Origin of the sequence: Sporolituus thermophilus DSM 23256, assembly GCF_900102435.1 — a bacterium.
In the GTDB taxonomy this organism is placed as follows: domain Bacteria; phylum Bacillota; class Negativicutes; order Sporomusales; family Thermosinaceae; genus Thermosinus; species Thermosinus thermophilus.
Genome location: NZ_FNBU01000001.1, coordinates 100,476 through 118,018 on the forward strand (window position 1 = coordinate 100,476; position 17,543 = coordinate 118,018).

Sequence of the window (17,543 nt, forward strand, 5' to 3'; positions counted from 1 at the left end):
ACTAGCTGCTCTGCTCCGATGTTAAGCTTATTCTTGGCCGTAGCGCTTATTGAATTTCTCGATGCGGCCACGGGCAGCGACCGTACGCTGTTGGCCGGTGAAGAAAGGATGGCACTTGGAGCAAACGTCTACACGCAGTTCTTTTTTAACAGAACCAGTGGTGAAGGTATTGCCGCAACCGCATACGACTCTTGCTTCACCGTACTTGGGATGGATTTTTTCTTGCATCGTATCCTGCACCTCACTTTATCTAACCTTTACGGGTAACCTTTTACGGGACTTTGCTTCCACGCTACGTTATTATAGCACAACGGCGCCGCGTGTGCAACAACTAGTATTTACGGCTAGTCCCGGGGCTATACCGCCTACCGTGGAAAGTGGCAATCGGGAAGTGGTAAGTGGTGGAACGTTAGTATTTTAGCCGGGATAAACGGTGAAACTACCCAGGCGCAGGCGGGGAAAGCGGCGCGCCAATTCGGCCAGGAAGGGACGTACGCCTATCGGCTCGGCAGATGATGGCGGCATGGCGGCCAGAAACAAATCGGGGTCGAAATTGAGGTTGCGCAGCTGCACCATATCCACCCCGGTTTCCGCAAGAAAATCATACCAGGCCGCCGCCTCCTCCGGCCGGTCGTTAAACCCGGGGAAAAGCAGCATATTGAGCGAGACGTAAACCCCCTTCGCTTTGGCGTAACGGATCGACGCCTTCACATCGTCCAGGCGGTAACCGGCGCGGTAATAAGCTTGGTACGCGTCGGGGCGGGCGCTGATAATGCTTACCCGCATGCTGTTTAGGCCGGCGTCGACAATTTGGGCGATGCCGTCGGTATAGCCGGCGTTGGTATTAATGTTAATGATGCCCCGGCCGGTTTGGGCCCGAATACGGCGCACCGCGGCGGCAATGACGCCGGCAGCCAGCGACGGCTCGCCTTCACAGCCCTGGCCGAAACTGATGATGGCGTCCGGCGCGCCGGTCAGGTGATATGTGCCAACCTCCGCCACTTCTTCGGCCGTCGGTTGAAAAGCAATGCGGCTTTGCGGCGCCGGACAGCACTCGGCCGACTGCAGGGAAATGCAGCCCAGGCAGTTGGCGTTGCAGGCCGGCGACACAGGGATCCCCGCCTCCCACCGCCGGTAAAAGAGGTTCTGGGCCGTGCAGCAATGCCACTTGAGCGAACAGTGCGCCAGATGGTCCACCAGGCGGTTGTTGGGCAAATCCTTCTTGACCCGGGCGATGCGGCGGGACAGGTCGGCGGTATTGTAGCGGGCCGGATCCCATTTATCGTTGGCGGCGCTCTGTATTGCAGCCACATACATTTCGTCCTTATACAAAGCGACGGCCGTGTAGCCGAACAGGGGCAGCGGCGGCGCCCCCTCCTGCCGGCGAAAAGCGGGCAGATGGGTACGGGTGTAGCCGACCGGCAGCATGGCGGCCACCGCCAGGAGCGGCCCGGCAAGGGGTTCGATCTTATCCTTTCGGGCGGCCAGGGCCGTCCGGCCGGGCAAAAACATGAGCTCAGCCCCTTCCGGGAGGGGAATCATTTCGGCAGGGCTTAGCCTGACCGTGGCAGAGCCCGACCGCCCCACGGCCTGATAGCCCGGAGCATCAAAGATATTGCCGTTTGGGTCGGCATATAACGCGGTAACTAGACCCATCACTTCCACCTACTTGTTAAACGCGTTCATCGCTTTGTTCAGTCCGTCTTTGAGGATGGCCTCCACCGCATCGGCGGCGCGGACAATGGCCTGGTCGATCAGGGGCGCCTCGTCCGGCGCAAACTTGCTCAGGACATAATCGGCCGTCGCCCACCCTTGCGGCGGCCGGCCGATACCGACCCGCACGCGGGCAAAAGTATCGGCGCCAAGGTGCGCCAGGATGGATTCAATTCCCCGGTGGCCGCCGCTTGAGCCCTTCATGCGCAAGCGCAGCCGTCCCACCGGCAGGTCGAGGTCGTCGAAAACAACAATAATGTCTTCGGCCGCCAGTTTGTACCAGCGGGCAATCTCGCCCACGGCGCGGCCGCTTAAATTCATGTATGTCTGTGGTTTGACCAGAAGCACGGCGCCGGCACCCCGGTACTCGGCCACCTCGGCCTCGTGGCGACGACGCCAGTCGCCGATGCCCCACCGGCGTGCCAGCTCGTCTATTACCATAAAGCCAACGTTATGGCGGGTGGCACTGTACTCCCGACCGGGGTTGCCCAGGCCCACAATCACTTTCATCGGTTCTTTTCCTCCGTTTTGGTCAGAATTTCGTCGACAGTCACAAACCGGTAACCCTTGGCTAAAAGGTCGCGGATAATGTGGCGCACCGCCTCCACCGTTTGGGCGCGGGACGCGGTGGCCGCTACGCCGTCGCCGTCATGGAGCAGGATGATGGAGCCGTTTTTAACTTTGCTGACGGTGCGGGCAACAATAACGTCCACCCCCGGGTTGGTCCAGTCGCGGCTCATGACCGACCACTCGACCACTCTGATGCCCTTTTCGGCCATGACGTCCATCACGACGGCATCGCGGAAGCCATGGGGCGGCCGGACAATGCGCGGCGGCGCCTGGCCAGTGATAGCCGCCAGCACCGCGCCGGTGCGGTCGACCTCCGCGGCAATCGTCTCCCGGTCGGCCTTTAAGAGATCGATATGGTTATATGTATGATTGCCAAGCTGATGCCCTTCCGCCACGATCCGTTTCACCAGGTCAGGGTGTTTTTCCGCGTTTTTGCCGATGACGAAAAAGGTGGCCGGCACCTGATATTCTTTTAGTATGTCCAAAATCTGGCCGGTATAGGGCGGATAGGGGCCGTCGTCAAAAGTGAGGGCCACCAGTTTCTGCGATGAGTCGCCTTCGGAAAAAGCCGGCCCGTAAAAGTCCGTTCCCGGCAAAACGGCATTAAGCGTAAGCACGAAACCGGTAAGAATCCCCAGGACGGCCACGCCCAGTCCCAGGCGCGCCGGCCGCCGCAAGATCCGCAAGTAGTCGAGGACCAGGCTGATGACGACCACTGTTGTCAGCAGCCCGAGCATACTAATCAGCCGCAGCTTGGGTTCAAACATTTCCGGCCCCCATTTCCTTAAACATGATGAGCCATGGCCCCTGCGAATCGTAGGTAAAGCCGCCCGGCACAAAGCCATGTTTTTCATAGACGCGAATGGCCGGAGCGTTGTCCGGCCGGACTTCAAGGCGCACCCTTCTTGCCCGGCAGGAGCAAAAATAAGTGAGCGCCGCGTCCATGAGGGCGCTGGCGACGCCCCGGCCACGACACGCCTTGGTAACGGCGATCGACAGTATACGGGCGTCCGCCGCTTTGGCTGGCGCCACCGCCGAGCGCAAAAAGGCCAGTTTATTGAGCACAATTACTTTGAGTGGGTGCAGGCCGAAACCATAGCGGCCCGTAACCCACCGCCACGCCCAGCGAAAAAGCGCTCCACTCAGGACGGCGCGCCGCCACAGGCCGGATAAGCGGGCCGGTGCAAAGCAATAGCCTACGATCGCATCCCCTTCGCGGGCGACAAAAGCCGCCGCCGGCTCGGCGTCATACACCAGGGAGAAAACATCGATCATTGCCTGCGGATTAGGCAAACGCCCGCCGCAATGATGGAGCACGCTCTCTTTAAAGCACTCGGTAAAAATCGCGGCAATGGCCGGTATATCCGCCGCCGTGGCCTGCTCAATGCGCATGGCGCCGCCTCCTTCAACGTATTAACCACGAAGGACACCCCTTCGCGTTCTTCGCGTACTTAGCGGTTTTGGGGTTGCTTACCGATATTTAACAAAATGAGATTGCCGCCCCTTGCGCCGGCAATCTCACCAGACAGTCGCTGTTAATCGTCAAAGAGCTTGCTCACCGACAGATCGCCGAAAATGCGGATGATGGCCTCGCCAAACAGCGGCGCTACCGACAACACCTTAATTTTCGGCGTCCGCTTCTCCGGTGGAACAGGGATAGTGTTGGTGACGATAAGCTCCTTAATATTGGAGTTTTCCACCCGCTCGACCGCCGGCGGGCTGAGCACCGGGTGGGTGCAGCAGGCGTAAACTTCCTTGGCGCCGAACTGGGCCAGCGCCCGGGCGCCTTCGGTAAGCGACCCGGCCGTGTCCACGATGTCGTCGATGATAACCGCGGTCTTGCCTTCGACGCTGCCAATAAGGTTCATAACCTCGGCCACGCCCGGCGCCGGGCGGCGTTTTTCAATGATGGCAATCGGCGCATGCAGGCGGTCGGCCAGCTGCCGGGCCCGCGTGACGCCGCCCAGGTCGGGGGAAACGACAATCAGGTCTTCCAATTTTTTCGCGGCGATATATTCGGCCAGAATCGGCACACCGAGCAGATGGTCTACCGGAATGTCGAAAAAGCCCTGTATTTGGCCGGCATGCAAATCCATGGTAACAACACGCGTTACCCCGGCGGTTGTCAGCAGATTGGCGACCAGTTTGGCGGAGATGGGTTCCCGGCCCCGCGTCTTGCGATCCTGCCGCGCGTAGCCGTAATAGGGAATTACGGCGGTGATATGACGGGCCGAGGCCCGTTTGAAAGCGTCGACCATGATTAAGAGTTCCATCAGGTTGTCGTTTACCGGCTGGCTGGTCGGCTGAATGATGAAAACATCCTTGCCGCGCACGCTCTCATCAATGATAACCTGAATTTCGCCGTTGTTAAAGCGGCCCACGAAGGCATCGCCCACCGTCAGGCCGAGATAAGACGCAATTTCCTCGGCCAACGCCGGATTAGCGTTACCGGTAAAAATGCGCAGTCGTTTACCGTCGTCTAAAATCATTGTCCGCAAACCTCCAGATACAAGCCGCGCCGGCAGCGCCAGGCCTGTTACTTTTTCCGGTGCTTGTCCGCCCATCCTTCGATGTTGGTCTGCCGGGCACGGGCCACTCCCAGGGCGGACGGCGGCACGTTCTTGGTAATTGTCGAGCCGGCAGCCACATAAGCGCCTAAGCCCACCGTCACCGGCGCCACCAGGTTGGTGTTACAGCCGATAAACGCGTCGTCCTCAATGATGGTGCGGTATTTTTGCTTACCGTCGTAATTGACGGTAATCGTACCGGACCCAATATTGACCCGTGCGCCCATATCGGTGTCACCAATATAGCTAAGATGGGGAATCTTGCTATTTTCCCCGATCTGCGAATTCTTCACTTCGACAAAGTTGCCGATTTTAACGCCCCGGGCCAGAACCGTACCCGGCCGGAGATGGACATAAGGACCGACCGTCACGTCGTCGCCAATTTGGCACTCGTGCGCATACGTAAAGTGGATAGTGGCATTGTCGCCCACCGTCGTGTCCTGTATACGCGTGCTGGGACCGATGACGCAGCCCTGCCCAATCATCGTCCGGCCTTCCAGCCAGGTAAAGGGATAAATGACGGTATCCGGAGCGATCTGGACTTCGGCGTCAATAAACGTACTGGCCGGATCCATAATAGTAACGCCGCTTTCCATCAGCGCCGTCAGCTTGCGCCGGCGGATGATCCGCTCGGCCTCAGCCAGTTGCAGGCGTGAATTGATGCCCAGCGTCGCCTGGTAATCAGCCGCCGGCAAGGCCCAGACTTTGGCGCCTTCGTTTACTAAAATGCCGATCACATCAGTGAGGTAATATTCACCTTGGGCGTTGTCGCGGCGCACCCTTCGCAGGGCGCGAAACAGAGCCGGCCCTTCGAAACAGTAAATGCCGGTGTTTACTTCATTAACCGCCTGTTCGGCCGAGCTCGCGTCTTTTTGCTCAACAATCTTGAGCACCTGGCCGTCAGCGCTGCGGATAACCCGTCCATAACCGGTCGGGTCGGGCATATGGGCCGTCAGGACGGTCGCCGCGGCCCGCTGCGCGCGGTGCTGAGCTACCAGCCCTTTCAGCATCTCCCCCTCGAGCAGGGGCGTGTCGCCACAGAGCACCAGGACCGTGCCCTGAAAGTCGGCCAGTTTGCTTTCCGCCTGCATTACGGCATGGCCGGTACCTAATTGTTCGGCCTGAACAACGAACTCTGCCTGACCCTCCAGTTCGGCCGCCACCGCTTCGGCGCCGAAGCCGATTACGACGATATTCCGGGTCGCTCCCGCTTGGCGGGCCGCATCCAGCACATGCTGCACCATAGGCTTACCGCCCACCTTGTGCAGCACCTTGGGTAGGGCCGATTTCATCCGTGTGCCCTTGCCGGCCGCCAGCACAAGCGCCGCTAGTTCAGACATACCGTACCTCCTGCTTTCGCCGGCCGGTAACCCTCCAACCGGCGAGACTCGCTAGCTTTCTAACCATTTTCCCTTTCGACACCGTCTGCCATATTCCTCTCCAGGACCAAAATATCCTAACCTTTTGATTAGTCGGTTTATTCACGCCCGCTTAGAGCAAGCTAACCGTGTAGCCTTCGCGGCGCAAGTTTGCCAGGATTTCATCGGTATGGAGGGCATCGCGCGTTTCCAGGCTGAGCTCCACGACGGCCTGGCCGAGCGGTACGTTGCGCGCTACCCGGTCATGATAAACATGAATGACATTGGCCCGGGACTTGGCAATGACGGCTAGCAGCCGCTGGAGCTCCCCGGGACGGTCGAGGACCAGGGTCGTCATTTTTACGCGGCGGCCGGCTTTTACCAGGCCGCGTTCAATAATGCGGGAAATAAAGTTGACGTCGATATTGCCGCCGGACAGGATGCAGGCCAGTTTGCCCTTGGCGGGGATTTTGCCATGGAGGACGGCCGCCAGGCTTACCGCCCCGGCGCCCTCGACCATGAGTTTGGCCCGCTCCAGCAGCATGAGAATGGCGCCGGCGGTGGCCTCATCATCAACGACCACCACATCGTCTACATATTTGTCAATAATGGCGAAGGTAAGATCGCCCGGTACTTTGACCGCTATCCCGTCAGCCATGGTTACGGCGTCGGGAGTAGTTTTAATTTCATGAGCCTGTTTCGACATATAGACCGCCGGCGCGCCCTGGGCCTGGACCCCGTAAATTTTCACATGGGGAGCCAGTTCCTTGACTGCGGCGGCGATGCCGGCGATGAGGCCGCCGCCGCCAATCGGGGCAACGATGGCCGACACGTCGTCGAGGTCGCGCAAGATTTCCAGTCCCACCGTCCCCTGACCGGCGATAACGGCCGGATCGTTAAAAGCATGAATAAAGGTCTGGCCCTTTTCCGCCTGTACCTGTTTGGCCTTTTGGAACGCCTCGTCGTAGACCGCGCCGGCAAGCAGCACCTCCGCGCCATAACCGCGGGTGGCCATGATTTTCGCCAGTGGCGCTACTTCCGGCATGACAATGGTTGCTCTTATCCCGGCCAGCCTGGCGGCAAACGCCACCCCCTGGGCGTGGTTGCCGGCAGACGCGGCGATCACCCCCCGTCGCTTTTCGGCTTCGGTGAGCGAGTGAATCTTGTTGTAGGCCCCGCGAATTTTGAAAGAACCGGTTTTCTGCAGGTTTTCCAGCTTCAGGTATACATCGCAGCCAGCCATGGCGCTGAAAGTGTGGCTATAGTCAAGGGGTGTGCGGTGAACAAGGCCGGCAAGGGCTTCCTGAGCTTGTTTGACATCGTTTAGCGTGACGGCAATATTATCCATCTATGTCAGCCTCCGCTTTTTCGTGCCTATCAGACCAAGGCCGGTCTAATATCTGTTTTCTTAGTATGCTCATCCACTGCGTGTAAGATAAGCAGGGCTACATAGTCTTCCACTAGTTTTTCCTGCGGCTCGGCCGTGGCTACCAGGACACCGGTGCCGACGACCTGGGCCCCCACTTCCTGGGCCAGATCAACAAGCCCGCGCGCGGTGCCGCCAGCCTTCATGAAATCGTCGATGATAAGCACCCGCGCGCCCGCCGGGACGGCCCGCTTGGCCAGCGACATCGTCTGAATGCGACGCGACGACCCTGTCACATAGTTGATGCTTACCGCCGGTCCTTCGGTCACTTTACTGCCGCGCCGCACAATGACAAGCGGCACGTTGAACGCCCGGGCCGTGGCAAAAGCAAGGGGAATCCCCTTAGTTTCCACGGTCATGACACAATCGGGTGCCAAATGCTGAAAGCGGGTCATAAACACCTCGCCTATTTGCAGCATCAGCTGGCTGTTAAACAAAATATCGGACATATACAAAAAACCGCCGGGAATAATCCGGTCGGCACTCTTTAGCTGTTCGGCCAGGCCGGTGAGCAAACCGTTAATAGCCGCTGCCTCCTGCTGCGGCAGGTAGCGCACGCCGCCGGCAGCGCCGCTCACTGTTTCGAGCGTCCCCAAGCCAAAGCTCTGCAGCGCTTGTTTTATGGTAAGAATATCTTCGCTGATGGTGGACTTGGCGGCGCCGAAGAGTTCGCTGAAATACCCAAGCGAAAACAGGTGGTGCGGCCGGTCAACCAGCAATTTGGTAAGCGCCACTACCCGTTCCACTCTCCGTACTTTTTCCATATATTTACCCCCATTGTCAGGAAAGCTAGCGAATAATTTGTTCGTTTTAAATATTTTTATTCATGTTCTCTGCCAAAGCAGCAATTCCTGCTCAAAGTAAAAAAAAGTATGAAGGTATGATGTATGAGGTATGAGGTTACTTCTCACTTCATACTTCATACTTCATACTTCATACTTCATACTTCATACTTCTTACTTCTTACTTCTTACCCCTGCACCAGGCTGCGCACCATTTCCAGATCGCTGGGTTTGTCGACATCGATCCCCAGTTCCGGGTAGCGCGACTCGATGACGGCGCCGGTGATGCCCAGCATCGCCGCTACCCGCTTCTCCACTTCCGGCAGCATCAGGCGGCCGAAGATGAATTTGAAGACAAAACTCCAGCCCAGCAGGCAGCACAGTTTAAACGGGTTTTTGCGGTTTTCGATGATGCGTTCGGCCACCGCCATGCAGCGCGGCACGATGGCCGGGTTGACCAGAAAGATGTTGCCGCCCGTATAGGTACCTTCCCGAAAGCGCACATAAGTGCGCTTGTTGCCGGGATAGTAGCGCTCATTGTCTTCCCGCCGGACAATAGGATAATATAAATCGGCTTCCACCCGGCTGCATTGGGCCAAAAAATCCTGGATGGCCTCCGGCGTCACCAGCGGGATGTCGGCGGTTACGACCAGCACTTTGCGCTCATGGCCCAAGGCGGCCATGCCGCGGCTAATGGTTTCGACGATTGTCCTGCCGCCTTCCACGACCACGGCGCTGGGGGGCAGCCCGCAGTTTGCCAGTTCTCTGGCCGGACCGACGACGAAGATGCGGCCGACCTGCGGACAGGCTGCCAATGCTTCGGCGACAAATGTTACCATGGGCTTGCCGGCGATATCAATCATTGCTTCATACGGCTGGGCCGAAACTTGCCGGAGCGGTTCGGCATTTTGGCCGCCGGCCAGGATAATGGCGTCATACATACGGCGTGCTTCTCCCCCTAGTGTCAAATCCGGCGTTAATATGGCCGGTCGCTGCTTTGCCGTTCGTTTAAATCCTGCAGTAGCACCTGTTCGGAATTTTCCATATGTTCTCGGGCCACCTGTTGGGCCGCCTCGATATCCCGCGCCGCGATCGCCTCCACCAATTTCCGGTGTTCTTCCAGCGTGTTTTTCAGACGACCCGGATAGGCCATCGAAATAGTGCGGAAACGGGTAAACTGCTCACGCAGGTTATTGATAATGCCTACCAGACGGTCGTTGCGGCTGGCCCGGTACAAAATATCGTGAAACAGACTGTCAAGTTCCACGATTCTTTGGATTTCGCCCTTGTCAATTTCCTCCCCAATCTGGACTAACAGCCGCTCGAGCTGCTCAAGTTCCTCATCGGTAATACGCTCGGCCGCCAGCCCGGCGGCCAGAACGTCAAGGGCGGTGCGAATTTCAAACACCTCGTTGATGTCCTTGATGGACAGACCGGCTACATACGTGCCGCGCCGCGGGATCATGACGACAAATCCTTCCAGTTCCAGTTTCCGGATGGCTTCCCGCACCGGCGTACGGCTGACGCCCAATTCTTCGGCGAGTTGCGTCTCCATGAGCCGTTCCCCGGGTTTCAACAGGCCGCTGTTGATAGCGTTGCGCAGCGTTTCGGCCACCACCTCGCGCAGCGGTTGGTAACTATCCAGTTTAATCGGCAGTAAGCGCCGTTCCATTTACTCCTCCACCTTCATCAATGTCTCAGCTACAAAAATTTCCGCCGCAGTTTGCTGCCGAAGCATGGCTGCGATATGTTCGGCTTGCTCGCGGCCGGCGGCCAAACCAAAAACCGTCGGACCGCTGCCGGACATGAGACTGCCCAGCGCCCCCGCCTCGACCATCAACCGTTTAAGCCGGTCAATATCCGGGTAAGCGGGGATAGTTACGCTTTCCAGGACATTACCCAGTCCCGCGGCCACTGCGGCTAAGTCGGATTGCGCCAGGCTGCGGCGCATTGCGGCAATATCGGGACGGCGCCCAACCGCCTGGGGGCGGAAATTGCCGTAGACCCAGGCAGTGGACACGCTGACCGCCGGTTTAGCCAAAACGACAAAACACTGGGGCAAGGGCGGCAGCGGCGTAAGGATTTCTCCCCGCCCGGTAGCCAGCATGGTGCCGCCGTGCAAACAAAAAGGCACATCCGAGCCTAAAGCGGCGCCGAGCCGCTCAAGCTCATGACTATTTAAACCAAGTCCCCACAAGCGGTTGAGCCCGCGCAAGACAGCGGCGGCATCGGCGCTGCCGCCGGCTAGCCCTGCCGCCAGCGGGATGCGTTTGGTCAAGTGAATATGTACACCGCGATCAATCCGGAAAGTATCCCGAATTAAGGACGCGGCGCGATAGGCCAGATTGGTATGGTCGCATGCAAGGTCAGACCGGTCGCAGGTAACGGTAATATCCCTCTGCTGTTCGGTCAGGGTCACCGCATCAGCCAAGGTAATGGCCTGCATGATCATGACTACCTCATGGTAACCGTCGCTGCGCCTGCCCAGCACGTCCAGGGCTAAATTAATTTTGGCATACGCACTAATGGTCAGCATAGCCTTCAGCCGCTAGGCGCTCACTTGGCGGAGGGCAATTTCCTCCTGACTGGTCAGGATTTTATCAATATCGAGCAAAATGAGCAGCCGGTTATCCAGTTTGCCCACGCCGTTAAGATATTGGGCATCAAGCACAAAAGCGGGGGGCGGCGGCTCGATGCTGCTGGCCGGAAGACGCACTACTTCCGTAACGGCATCGACGATAATCCCCACCGTCTGGCCCTTCACTTCCACAATAACGATGCGCGTATCATCGGTATAGTCGGTCACAGTGAGGCCGAACCGCTTGCGCAGGTCAATCACGGGAATAATCCGTCCCCGCAGATTGATGATGCCCTCCATAAAGGCCGCTGCCTGCGGCAGCTTGGTAATCGGCGCCAGGCGGTTGATTTCCTGGACTTTGGTTATCGGCAGGCCGTACTCTTCGCTGGCTAACCGGAATATAACCAACTGGATTTCGGGAGCAGACTGGACGTTATCCATGGCACACCTCCACATAAACTCTGCGGCTGTAATATATTCTACGCTTCGGTAAGGTTCGCCTGCAACCGTCCAGCCATTTTTTTCATGTGACATGTCAAAAATGCTGCGCACCCGCCACCACCAGCTGGCCAACACCCGGCGTCTCATCCTCCCGGGGGGCTTGCCGCCGCGTCTCAGCAAACTCCTGGATGCTAGCCAGGACTTTATCGTATTTTTCGTAAAAAACAACAACAAGATCGCCGGGCCGGGCGTCGGCCAAAGCCCTGGCGACTGCTTCCGCTTCCCCCAGAATAGTGACAATGCGGTCTTCGGGAAACTGAGCTTCCAACACGCCGCGCCGGAGGAGCTCGGCCACTTCGCCGGGAGCACGGCCGCGCCGATCGGCATCTTCTTTGATATAGATGTAGTCAAAACCACGGCCGGCAATGCGCCCCACATTAACAATGACGTCGTCCCGCCGGTCGCCGGGCGCGGCAATAACACCGACCAGACGCGTTGCTCCCAGCCGCCGTACTGTGTTAATCAGGGCCTGGTACCCGGCGGGATTATGGCCGTAGTCAATACAAACGCGAATATCGCCCATTGTCAAGAGGTTGAGCCGTCCCGGATTTTGGTCAAAGGTTGCCAGTCCCTGCCGGATATAGGTCAGGGGCACTTTCAGGCAATAGCAGGCAGCGGCGGCTACTAAGGCGTTCTGCAAATTGTGAGCGGCAATGCCGCCAAGGGTGACGGGAATGTCGCCCACCGCGCTGATCGGGCGGGCGAGACTACCGCAGGCGGCATAGAGCATGCTATCTTTGACAAAGAAGGCTTTACCGCCAATCCCCAAATGACGGCGAACAACAATGTTATCCGCTTCGGTACTGAAATAGACCACCTCGCCCCGCACGCGGCCGGCAAGCCGCACGACGTACGGATCATCGGCGTTGAGCAGGGCATACCCCCCTGGCCGAACAGTTTCAACAACCAACGACTTGATATAGGCCAAGTCATCCAGGTCTTCGATGCCATCCTGGCCAAGGTGATCTTCCGTAATATTGGTAATGATGCCCACATCACACTGATCAAAGGCAAGTCCGCCGCGGACGATGCCGCCCCGTGCCGTTTCGAGCACGGCCACTTCCACCGTCGGGTCGGTCAGTACCGCCCGGGCGCTGGCCGGGCCAGTGGTATCGCCTTTCTGAATGCACTGCCCGCCGATATAAATGCCGTCGGTTGTCGTCATCCCCACGCAGTAACCGGCCGTGCGCCAAATATGGCCGATCATCCGCGTCACTGTTGTTTTGCCGTTGGTGCCGGTGATGGCAATAACGGGAATGCGGCCTTGGCCATCGGGGAATAGATAATCGACAATAGCGCCGGCTACGTCACGCGGTTTGCCGGCGCTCGGATAATGGTGCATGCGGATGCCGGGAGCGGCGTTTACTTCAATGACCGCGCCATTGCCAGGGCCGACCGGCTGGGAAATATCGCTGGCCACAATGTCCACCCCGGCGACATCAAGCCCGATGAGCATAGCGGCCCGCTCGGCCAGGCGGGCGTTGTCAGGGTGAACGATATCGGTTACATCGACGGCGGTGCCGCCGGTACTGAGGTTGGAGGTTTCCCGAATATACACGGTGCGCCCCGCCGCCGGCACACTGGCCGGCGTCAGGCCTTGCTTAGCGAGAACGGTCAGCGCGATGGGGTCAATTCTAATCTTGGTGAGCGGCTTTTCATGCCCTTCGCCGCGCAAAGGATCACTGTTTACTATCGCCACCAGCTCGGCGACCGTATGGACGCCGTCGCCTACCACATAGGCGGGAATACGCTCCGCCGCCGCCACCATTTTGCCATTAACGACGCATAGCCGGTACTGCCGGCCGGGAATATACTCCTCGACCAGTACTTCCCGGTCATGGGCGGCGGCAAAGGCAAAAGCCCGCTCGACCTCGGCCGCGTCGTGCACGTTAATGGTGACGCCCTTGCCTTGATTGCCGCGCAACGGTTTGAGCACCACCGGGGCGCCAAACCGCTCCCACGCTTTGACCGCCTGGTCGGCAGCGGTGACAATGACCCCTTGAGGCACAGTGATGCCGCCGGCGCCCAACACCTGCTTGGTGAGATGCTTGTCCGAAGCCAAATCGCCGGCCACCAGGCTTGTCCGGCCGGTGGTGGTGGCCCACACCCGTTGTTGGCGCCGGCCGTAGCCAAGCTGCAACAAATTGGCGTCCCCGATACGCAGAACGGGAATGCCCCGCCGCCGGGCCGCCTGGTAAATAGCACCCGTGCTCGGCCCGAGTTCATAGCTGTCCCCGGCTGCGCGGATCGTCCGGACCGCGCCGGCCACATCATAAGGCCGCCCCTCAATAACGGCGGTAAGCAGCCCGTAGGCCGCATAAGCGGCCTGCAAACCCGCCGGCGCCTGCCCAAAGCCGAAGGCGACGTCGTAGATCCCGGTCTTCCCTGCGCCGCGCGTCTTGCCAAAGGTCGCGTCATAACCGGCCAGGCACTGCAGTTCGAGGGCTACATGCTCAAAGATATGGGCAAGGTAGGTGCCCTCCTGCAGCCGCTTGACAAAGCCCCCGGCATAGCCCCGCGAACAATGATGCTCGGCAAGCCCAGGCAGCAGGGCCGTCAGCCGTTCGCTAAAACCCGGTATGGCCGTACTGGGTACATCGCTTAAGTCGCCCAGGTCGAGCTTAACCAGTACCACCGGCCGGTAACTGTAAATATTTGGCCCTTCCAGTACGCGCACAGACAGAATTTGCATAACCAAAGCCCCCTCTTACGATCGACCCATGTACGGCACGCGCCGTTTCAGGTCGTAGCCAAACCCGGCCGGCAGGACATGCATGATTATATTGGTAAGCGCCAGCGGGTCGTTGCGTTTGGATTCCGATATATTTGAGTGAACAATTCCTTTGCCGTCCACGATGGTAACGGTCTGGGAACCGATGACTTCGCAAGCGCCATCACGGGCGACGGCCAACGCCGTATCCTCGTCGATGCCTATTCCTAAAACATAAGGATTTTGGGCTACCGCCGCCAACAGACGGTTAATGCGGCCACGCTGCGCAAAATGCTGATCAATGACGACATCTTCCAAAAGCCCCATGCCGTGGGCCATACTGACGGTAGATTTTTTGGGCGTGTCACTGGAATCGCCATCCACAATCATGGTGTCGCTCATAACCGACGCGCCGGCGCTGGTGCCGGCGATAACCGTCCCGCGTTCATAGGCGCGGCGGATGGCCACGTCGGCGCGGGAGCCGCCCAGGATGCTCGTCAGCCTGAGCTGGTCGCCGCCGGTAAAGAAAATGCCGGTGGCACTCTCCAGTTCGGCCGCCTGGTTCGGGTCGTTGGCTGCCGCCCGATTGCTAATATACAGGACTGCCACCGCTTCAGCGCCTAACTCGAGGAAAAGCGTCCGGTACTCGTCGCCTACCACCCGCGGTTGTTCTGTCGCCGTGGTAATGACGGCGATGCGGGCCTGCCGGCCGCCGGCCATGGCAACGAATTTGCGCAGGATGAGACATTCGCCTTTTTTGTCTTCATTGCCGCCGATAATCAGGAGATTGCCGGCCTGCTTATCCGCCATATATGACCTCCGTCCGCTGTGGATGATGAGAATTGTCAATCACTTTCTATTTTTGCCACTGTCCATGGTGTTTATACAAAAAATTCCTACCCGTAACCGCCGACAAATGGCGTTCATATAATGGTCTAAAGTATTGCTCAAGGGGGGACTTTCGATGAACGTCCGACTCATCCATCTACCGCACCGACTGGACATGACGAGAATAAGCGAGGGCGCGTCCGGACCGCTTGTCGCCGAGTTGCAGCACATTCTCGCCGCCCGCGGGCTTTATAACGGAGATGTTCATGGCCGGTTTGACGCTGAGACCCGCGCCGCTCTGGCCCGGTTTCAGGCAGAGCAGCGCCTGCCGGTCACCGGCGAGCTGACGCCCCTCACCTTCTGCCGCCTACAGACAGCCGAAAAATTCACCGTCGAACCGGCGCCGCAACCACCGACGCGGGGCAAGAGCGGTCTTAGCCGTCCCCACATTCTCATCACCAAATCTAAACGCAACCTTACGCTGCTGGAAAACAATACACCCTTCCGCCAGTGGCCGGTAGCGATTGGCAAACCGCATACGCCCACGCCGGTCGGTAACTTTGCCATCGCCACCAAAATCCTTAACCCCGGCGGCGTCCTTGGTACGCGCTGGATGGGACTCAACTATGACTCTTACGGCATCCACGGCACCAATGCTCCATGGTGTATCGGCCAAATGGTTTCTAACGGCTGTATCCGCATGCACAATCCCCATGCGGAAGAACTATTTGCGCTAATTTTTATCGGCACGCCGGTTTACATCCGGGATTAAACGAATTAGACGATTGGCGATTTCGCCGGCCAGGTCGCGCCGGCGCTGCAAAAATTCTACCAGCGCTTGCCGTTCCACCGGGTCGGGCAGCCATTCATGGGGAATGTCATCGACCAGGGTGGTCAGCTGTTCGTCCCTGAGCGCCTGCACCCGAGCGACAAAAGGGGCAAAGTCCTGGGGCGTAAGAAAATGTTTGAGCAAAATGCCGTAGGACCGGCGATAATTGACGATGAGGCGGCTGGCCAGTTTAATTAGCCTGTCGGCCGTCCACACCCCGCGCCGAAACAAGTGTGAGTTATCAATGGCGTAAACGCGCCAGCCCGTTTCCTCCCGCCGGACAATAAGATTGCGGCGGTTATAGGTACGGTCGAGATTAAAAAACATATGGTCAAACAACATGACCCCGGCCAGTTCGCTTTTGTTTTCCGCCCGTTCGAGCAAGCGGCGCTGAACATAGCGAGTATCAGGTAAATAGCGGCAGGCAAAGTGCGGTCCCGGCGTTACTTGGGACCGCCTTAGCCACCGGCTCTGCCGCAGGACAGGCTCGTCAATATAAATAATATCCGCCGGCGGAAAGCATAAGCCCATAAGAACGCCAAACCGGGCAGCCAGATACTCATTGGCCAAGATTTTCGGTCCCAGGCGGTTATTTTGTAGTTTGACCACATAGACTTGCCCGTCGCCGGCGCGAAAGAGCTGCGGCGACGTAACGCCAAGCCCTACCGGGCCCAGATGTCTAATGGCTCTCAGCATGGTCTTCACCTCGCACAGCATCGCCAATACCTTACAATATATGCCAGACATGGCTAATACTTGCCGCCGGACACAAAAAATCCCTGGTTCGTGCGAACCAGGGACTTGTGGCGATTATGACGGTTTTTTCGTATCTTCCCGGCCGTATGGCAGAGGGATGTATTGCACCGACGGGCGGCGCTGGGCCGGCTGGGGGTAAAGTTCCATAAGCTGAAAAATCTCGGGCGGCAAATCAGGGTTTATCGGGAGATTCATTTCTTTCAGCTTGTCGCAAGTAATGGGATAATCGTGGGTCCAGCGGCCTTCGGTCAGCATCTTGGCCAGCTCGCGGGCCCTTGCGGCGTCCATTTTATCGGACAGCAGCCGGGTGACGAAATCCTCGACCTGCTTGATGGCCTTTTCGGCGATGTCCGCCAATATCAGGGTGTTGTCATCTACCCGGTCGATACTCTTTTGCCTCACCGCCTTCAGGATCGACGCCGCCGGGTACTGGCCAAGCTGCGGATCAACCGGCCCCAACACGGCATTGCAGTCCATGACGATTTCATCGGCGGCCAGCGCGATCATTGTCCCGCCGCTCATGGCGTAGTGGGGCACGAAAACGGTCACTTTGGCTGGATGGCGCATCAGTGCGTGGGCGATTTGCTCCGACGCCAGCACAAGGCCGCCGGGAGTATGAAGGACGAGGTCTATGGGCATATCGTCAGGCGTAAGCCGGATCGCGCGCAGCACGTGCTCCGAGTCTTCGATATTGATATAGCGGCTAATTGGCACTCCCAGCAGGCTGATAGCCTCCTGCCGGTGAATCATGGTAATAAGCCGCGACCCCCGCTTTTCTTCAATCTGCCGGATTAGGCGCAGGCGAGCTCGCTCAATGCTTTGGTGTTTGAACATCGGCCAAACGGTAAAAACAAAAAAGAGTAGCCAAAAAATGCCGGAAAAATCCATAATCTCCCTCCATCAACAGTATACCTGATAACTTTGC

At 58.4% G+C, this 17,543-nt stretch carries 18 protein-coding genes; 1 reads left to right on the forward strand and 17 read right to left on the reverse strand.

The features are described from left to right. Positions 1–27 precede the first annotated feature (27 nt). From rpmE to BLQ99_RS00565, 15 genes are all read right to left on the reverse strand, one after another. Positions 28–228, reverse strand: a complete 201-nt coding sequence (gene rpmE / locus BLQ99_RS00500; protein WP_093687069.1) for a 50S ribosomal protein L31 — start codon at positions 226–228, stop codon at positions 28–30. 189 nt (positions 229–417) lie between these two features. Further along, positions 418–1,656: a radical SAM family protein gene (locus tag BLQ99_RS00505; protein ID WP_093687071.1), complete on the reverse strand. Its 1,239-nt coding sequence runs from the start codon at positions 1,654–1,656 to the stop codon at positions 418–420. 9 nt (positions 1,657–1,665) lie between these two features. Further along, complete coding sequence (pth, locus tag BLQ99_RS00510; protein ID WP_093687073.1) at positions 1,666–2,223, reverse strand: aminoacyl-tRNA hydrolase; 558 nt, start codon at positions 2,221–2,223, stop codon at positions 1,666–1,668. Beyond that, complete coding sequence (locus tag BLQ99_RS00515) at positions 2,220–3,050, reverse strand: polysaccharide deacetylase family protein (RefSeq protein ID WP_093687075.1); 831 nt, start codon at positions 3,048–3,050, stop codon at positions 2,220–2,222. The genes pth and BLQ99_RS00515 overlap by 4 nt, the downstream gene beginning before the upstream one ends. Then, positions 3,043–3,675, reverse strand: coding sequence for a GNAT family N-acetyltransferase (locus BLQ99_RS00520; protein ID WP_093687076.1), 633 nt, complete (start codon positions 3,673–3,675; stop codon positions 3,043–3,045). The genes BLQ99_RS00515 and BLQ99_RS00520 overlap by 8 nt, the downstream gene beginning before the upstream one ends. Before the next feature lie 143 nt (positions 3,676–3,818). Further along, entirely contained in the window at positions 3,819–4,772 is a 954-nt protein-coding gene (locus BLQ99_RS00525; protein WP_093687337.1) for a ribose-phosphate diphosphokinase, read from the reverse strand. Between the two features lie 47 nt (positions 4,773–4,819). Continuing rightward, positions 4,820–6,190 (reverse strand): bifunctional UDP-N-acetylglucosamine diphosphorylase/glucosamine-1-phosphate N-acetyltransferase GlmU, encoded by a 1,371-nt coding sequence (gene glmU / locus BLQ99_RS00530; RefSeq protein ID WP_093687078.1) that lies wholly within the window; start codon positions 6,188–6,190, stop codon positions 4,820–4,822. A 151-nt stretch (positions 6,191–6,341) separates the two neighbouring features. After that, positions 6,342–7,556 (reverse strand): threonine ammonia-lyase, encoded by a 1,215-nt coding sequence (ilvA, locus tag BLQ99_RS00535; protein ID WP_093687080.1) that lies wholly within the window; start codon positions 7,554–7,556, stop codon positions 6,342–6,344. 29 nt (positions 7,557–7,585) lie between these two features. Beyond that, the gene (gene purR, locus BLQ99_RS00540; protein WP_093687082.1) at positions 7,586–8,398 is read right to left on the reverse strand and encodes a pur operon repressor; all 813 of its coding nucleotides are present in this window, start codon (positions 8,396–8,398) and stop codon (positions 7,586–7,588) included. A 206-nt stretch (positions 8,399–8,604) separates the two neighbouring features. Further along, positions 8,605–9,357, reverse strand: coding sequence for a nucleotidyltransferase family protein (locus BLQ99_RS00545; protein WP_093687084.1), 753 nt, complete (start codon positions 9,355–9,357; stop codon positions 8,605–8,607). Between the two features lie 35 nt (positions 9,358–9,392). Then, entirely contained in the window at positions 9,393–10,088 is a 696-nt protein-coding gene (locus BLQ99_RS15015) for a GntR family transcriptional regulator (protein ID WP_216093607.1), read from the reverse strand. Then, positions 10,089–10,952: a 4-(cytidine 5'-diphospho)-2-C-methyl-D-erythritol kinase gene (ispE, locus tag BLQ99_RS15020; protein WP_216093608.1), complete on the reverse strand. Its 864-nt coding sequence runs from the start codon at positions 10,950–10,952 to the stop codon at positions 10,089–10,091. A 12-nt stretch (positions 10,953–10,964) separates the two neighbouring features. Beyond that, positions 10,965–11,435, reverse strand: a complete 471-nt coding sequence (locus tag BLQ99_RS00555) for a chemotaxis protein CheW (RefSeq protein ID WP_093687339.1) — start codon at positions 11,433–11,435, stop codon at positions 10,965–10,967. 94 nt (positions 11,436–11,529) lie between these two features. Further along, positions 11,530–14,187 carry a cyanophycin synthetase gene (gene cphA, locus BLQ99_RS00560; protein WP_093687086.1) on the reverse strand — a complete coding sequence of 886 codons (2,658 nt, stop codon included), beginning with the start codon at positions 14,185–14,187 and terminating at the stop codon, positions 11,530–11,532. 15 nt (positions 14,188–14,202) lie between these two features. After that, positions 14,203–15,015, reverse strand: a complete 813-nt coding sequence (locus tag BLQ99_RS00565) for a cyanophycinase (RefSeq protein ID WP_093687088.1) — start codon at positions 15,013–15,015, stop codon at positions 14,203–14,205. A 154-nt stretch (positions 15,016–15,169) separates the two neighbouring features. Between BLQ99_RS00565 and BLQ99_RS00570 the strand changes: the two genes are divergently transcribed. Beyond that, the gene (locus tag BLQ99_RS00570; RefSeq protein WP_093687090.1) at positions 15,170–15,805 is read left to right on the forward strand and encodes a L,D-transpeptidase family protein; all 636 of its coding nucleotides are present in this window, start codon (positions 15,170–15,172) and stop codon (positions 15,803–15,805) included. Here the strand turns inward: BLQ99_RS00570 and BLQ99_RS00575 are convergent. Together BLQ99_RS00575 and BLQ99_RS00580 are read right to left on the reverse strand one after the other, a co-directional pair. Next, entirely contained in the window at positions 15,767–16,558 is a 792-nt protein-coding gene (locus tag BLQ99_RS00575; protein ID WP_093687092.1) for a HipA family kinase, read from the reverse strand. The genes BLQ99_RS00570 and BLQ99_RS00575 overlap by 39 nt on opposite strands. 114 nt (positions 16,559–16,672) lie before the next feature. Continuing rightward, the gene (locus BLQ99_RS00580; protein ID WP_093687094.1) at positions 16,673–17,506 is read right to left on the reverse strand and encodes an SDH family Clp fold serine proteinase; all 834 of its coding nucleotides are present in this window, start codon (positions 17,504–17,506) and stop codon (positions 16,673–16,675) included. Positions 17,507–17,543: the final 37 nt, after the last annotated feature.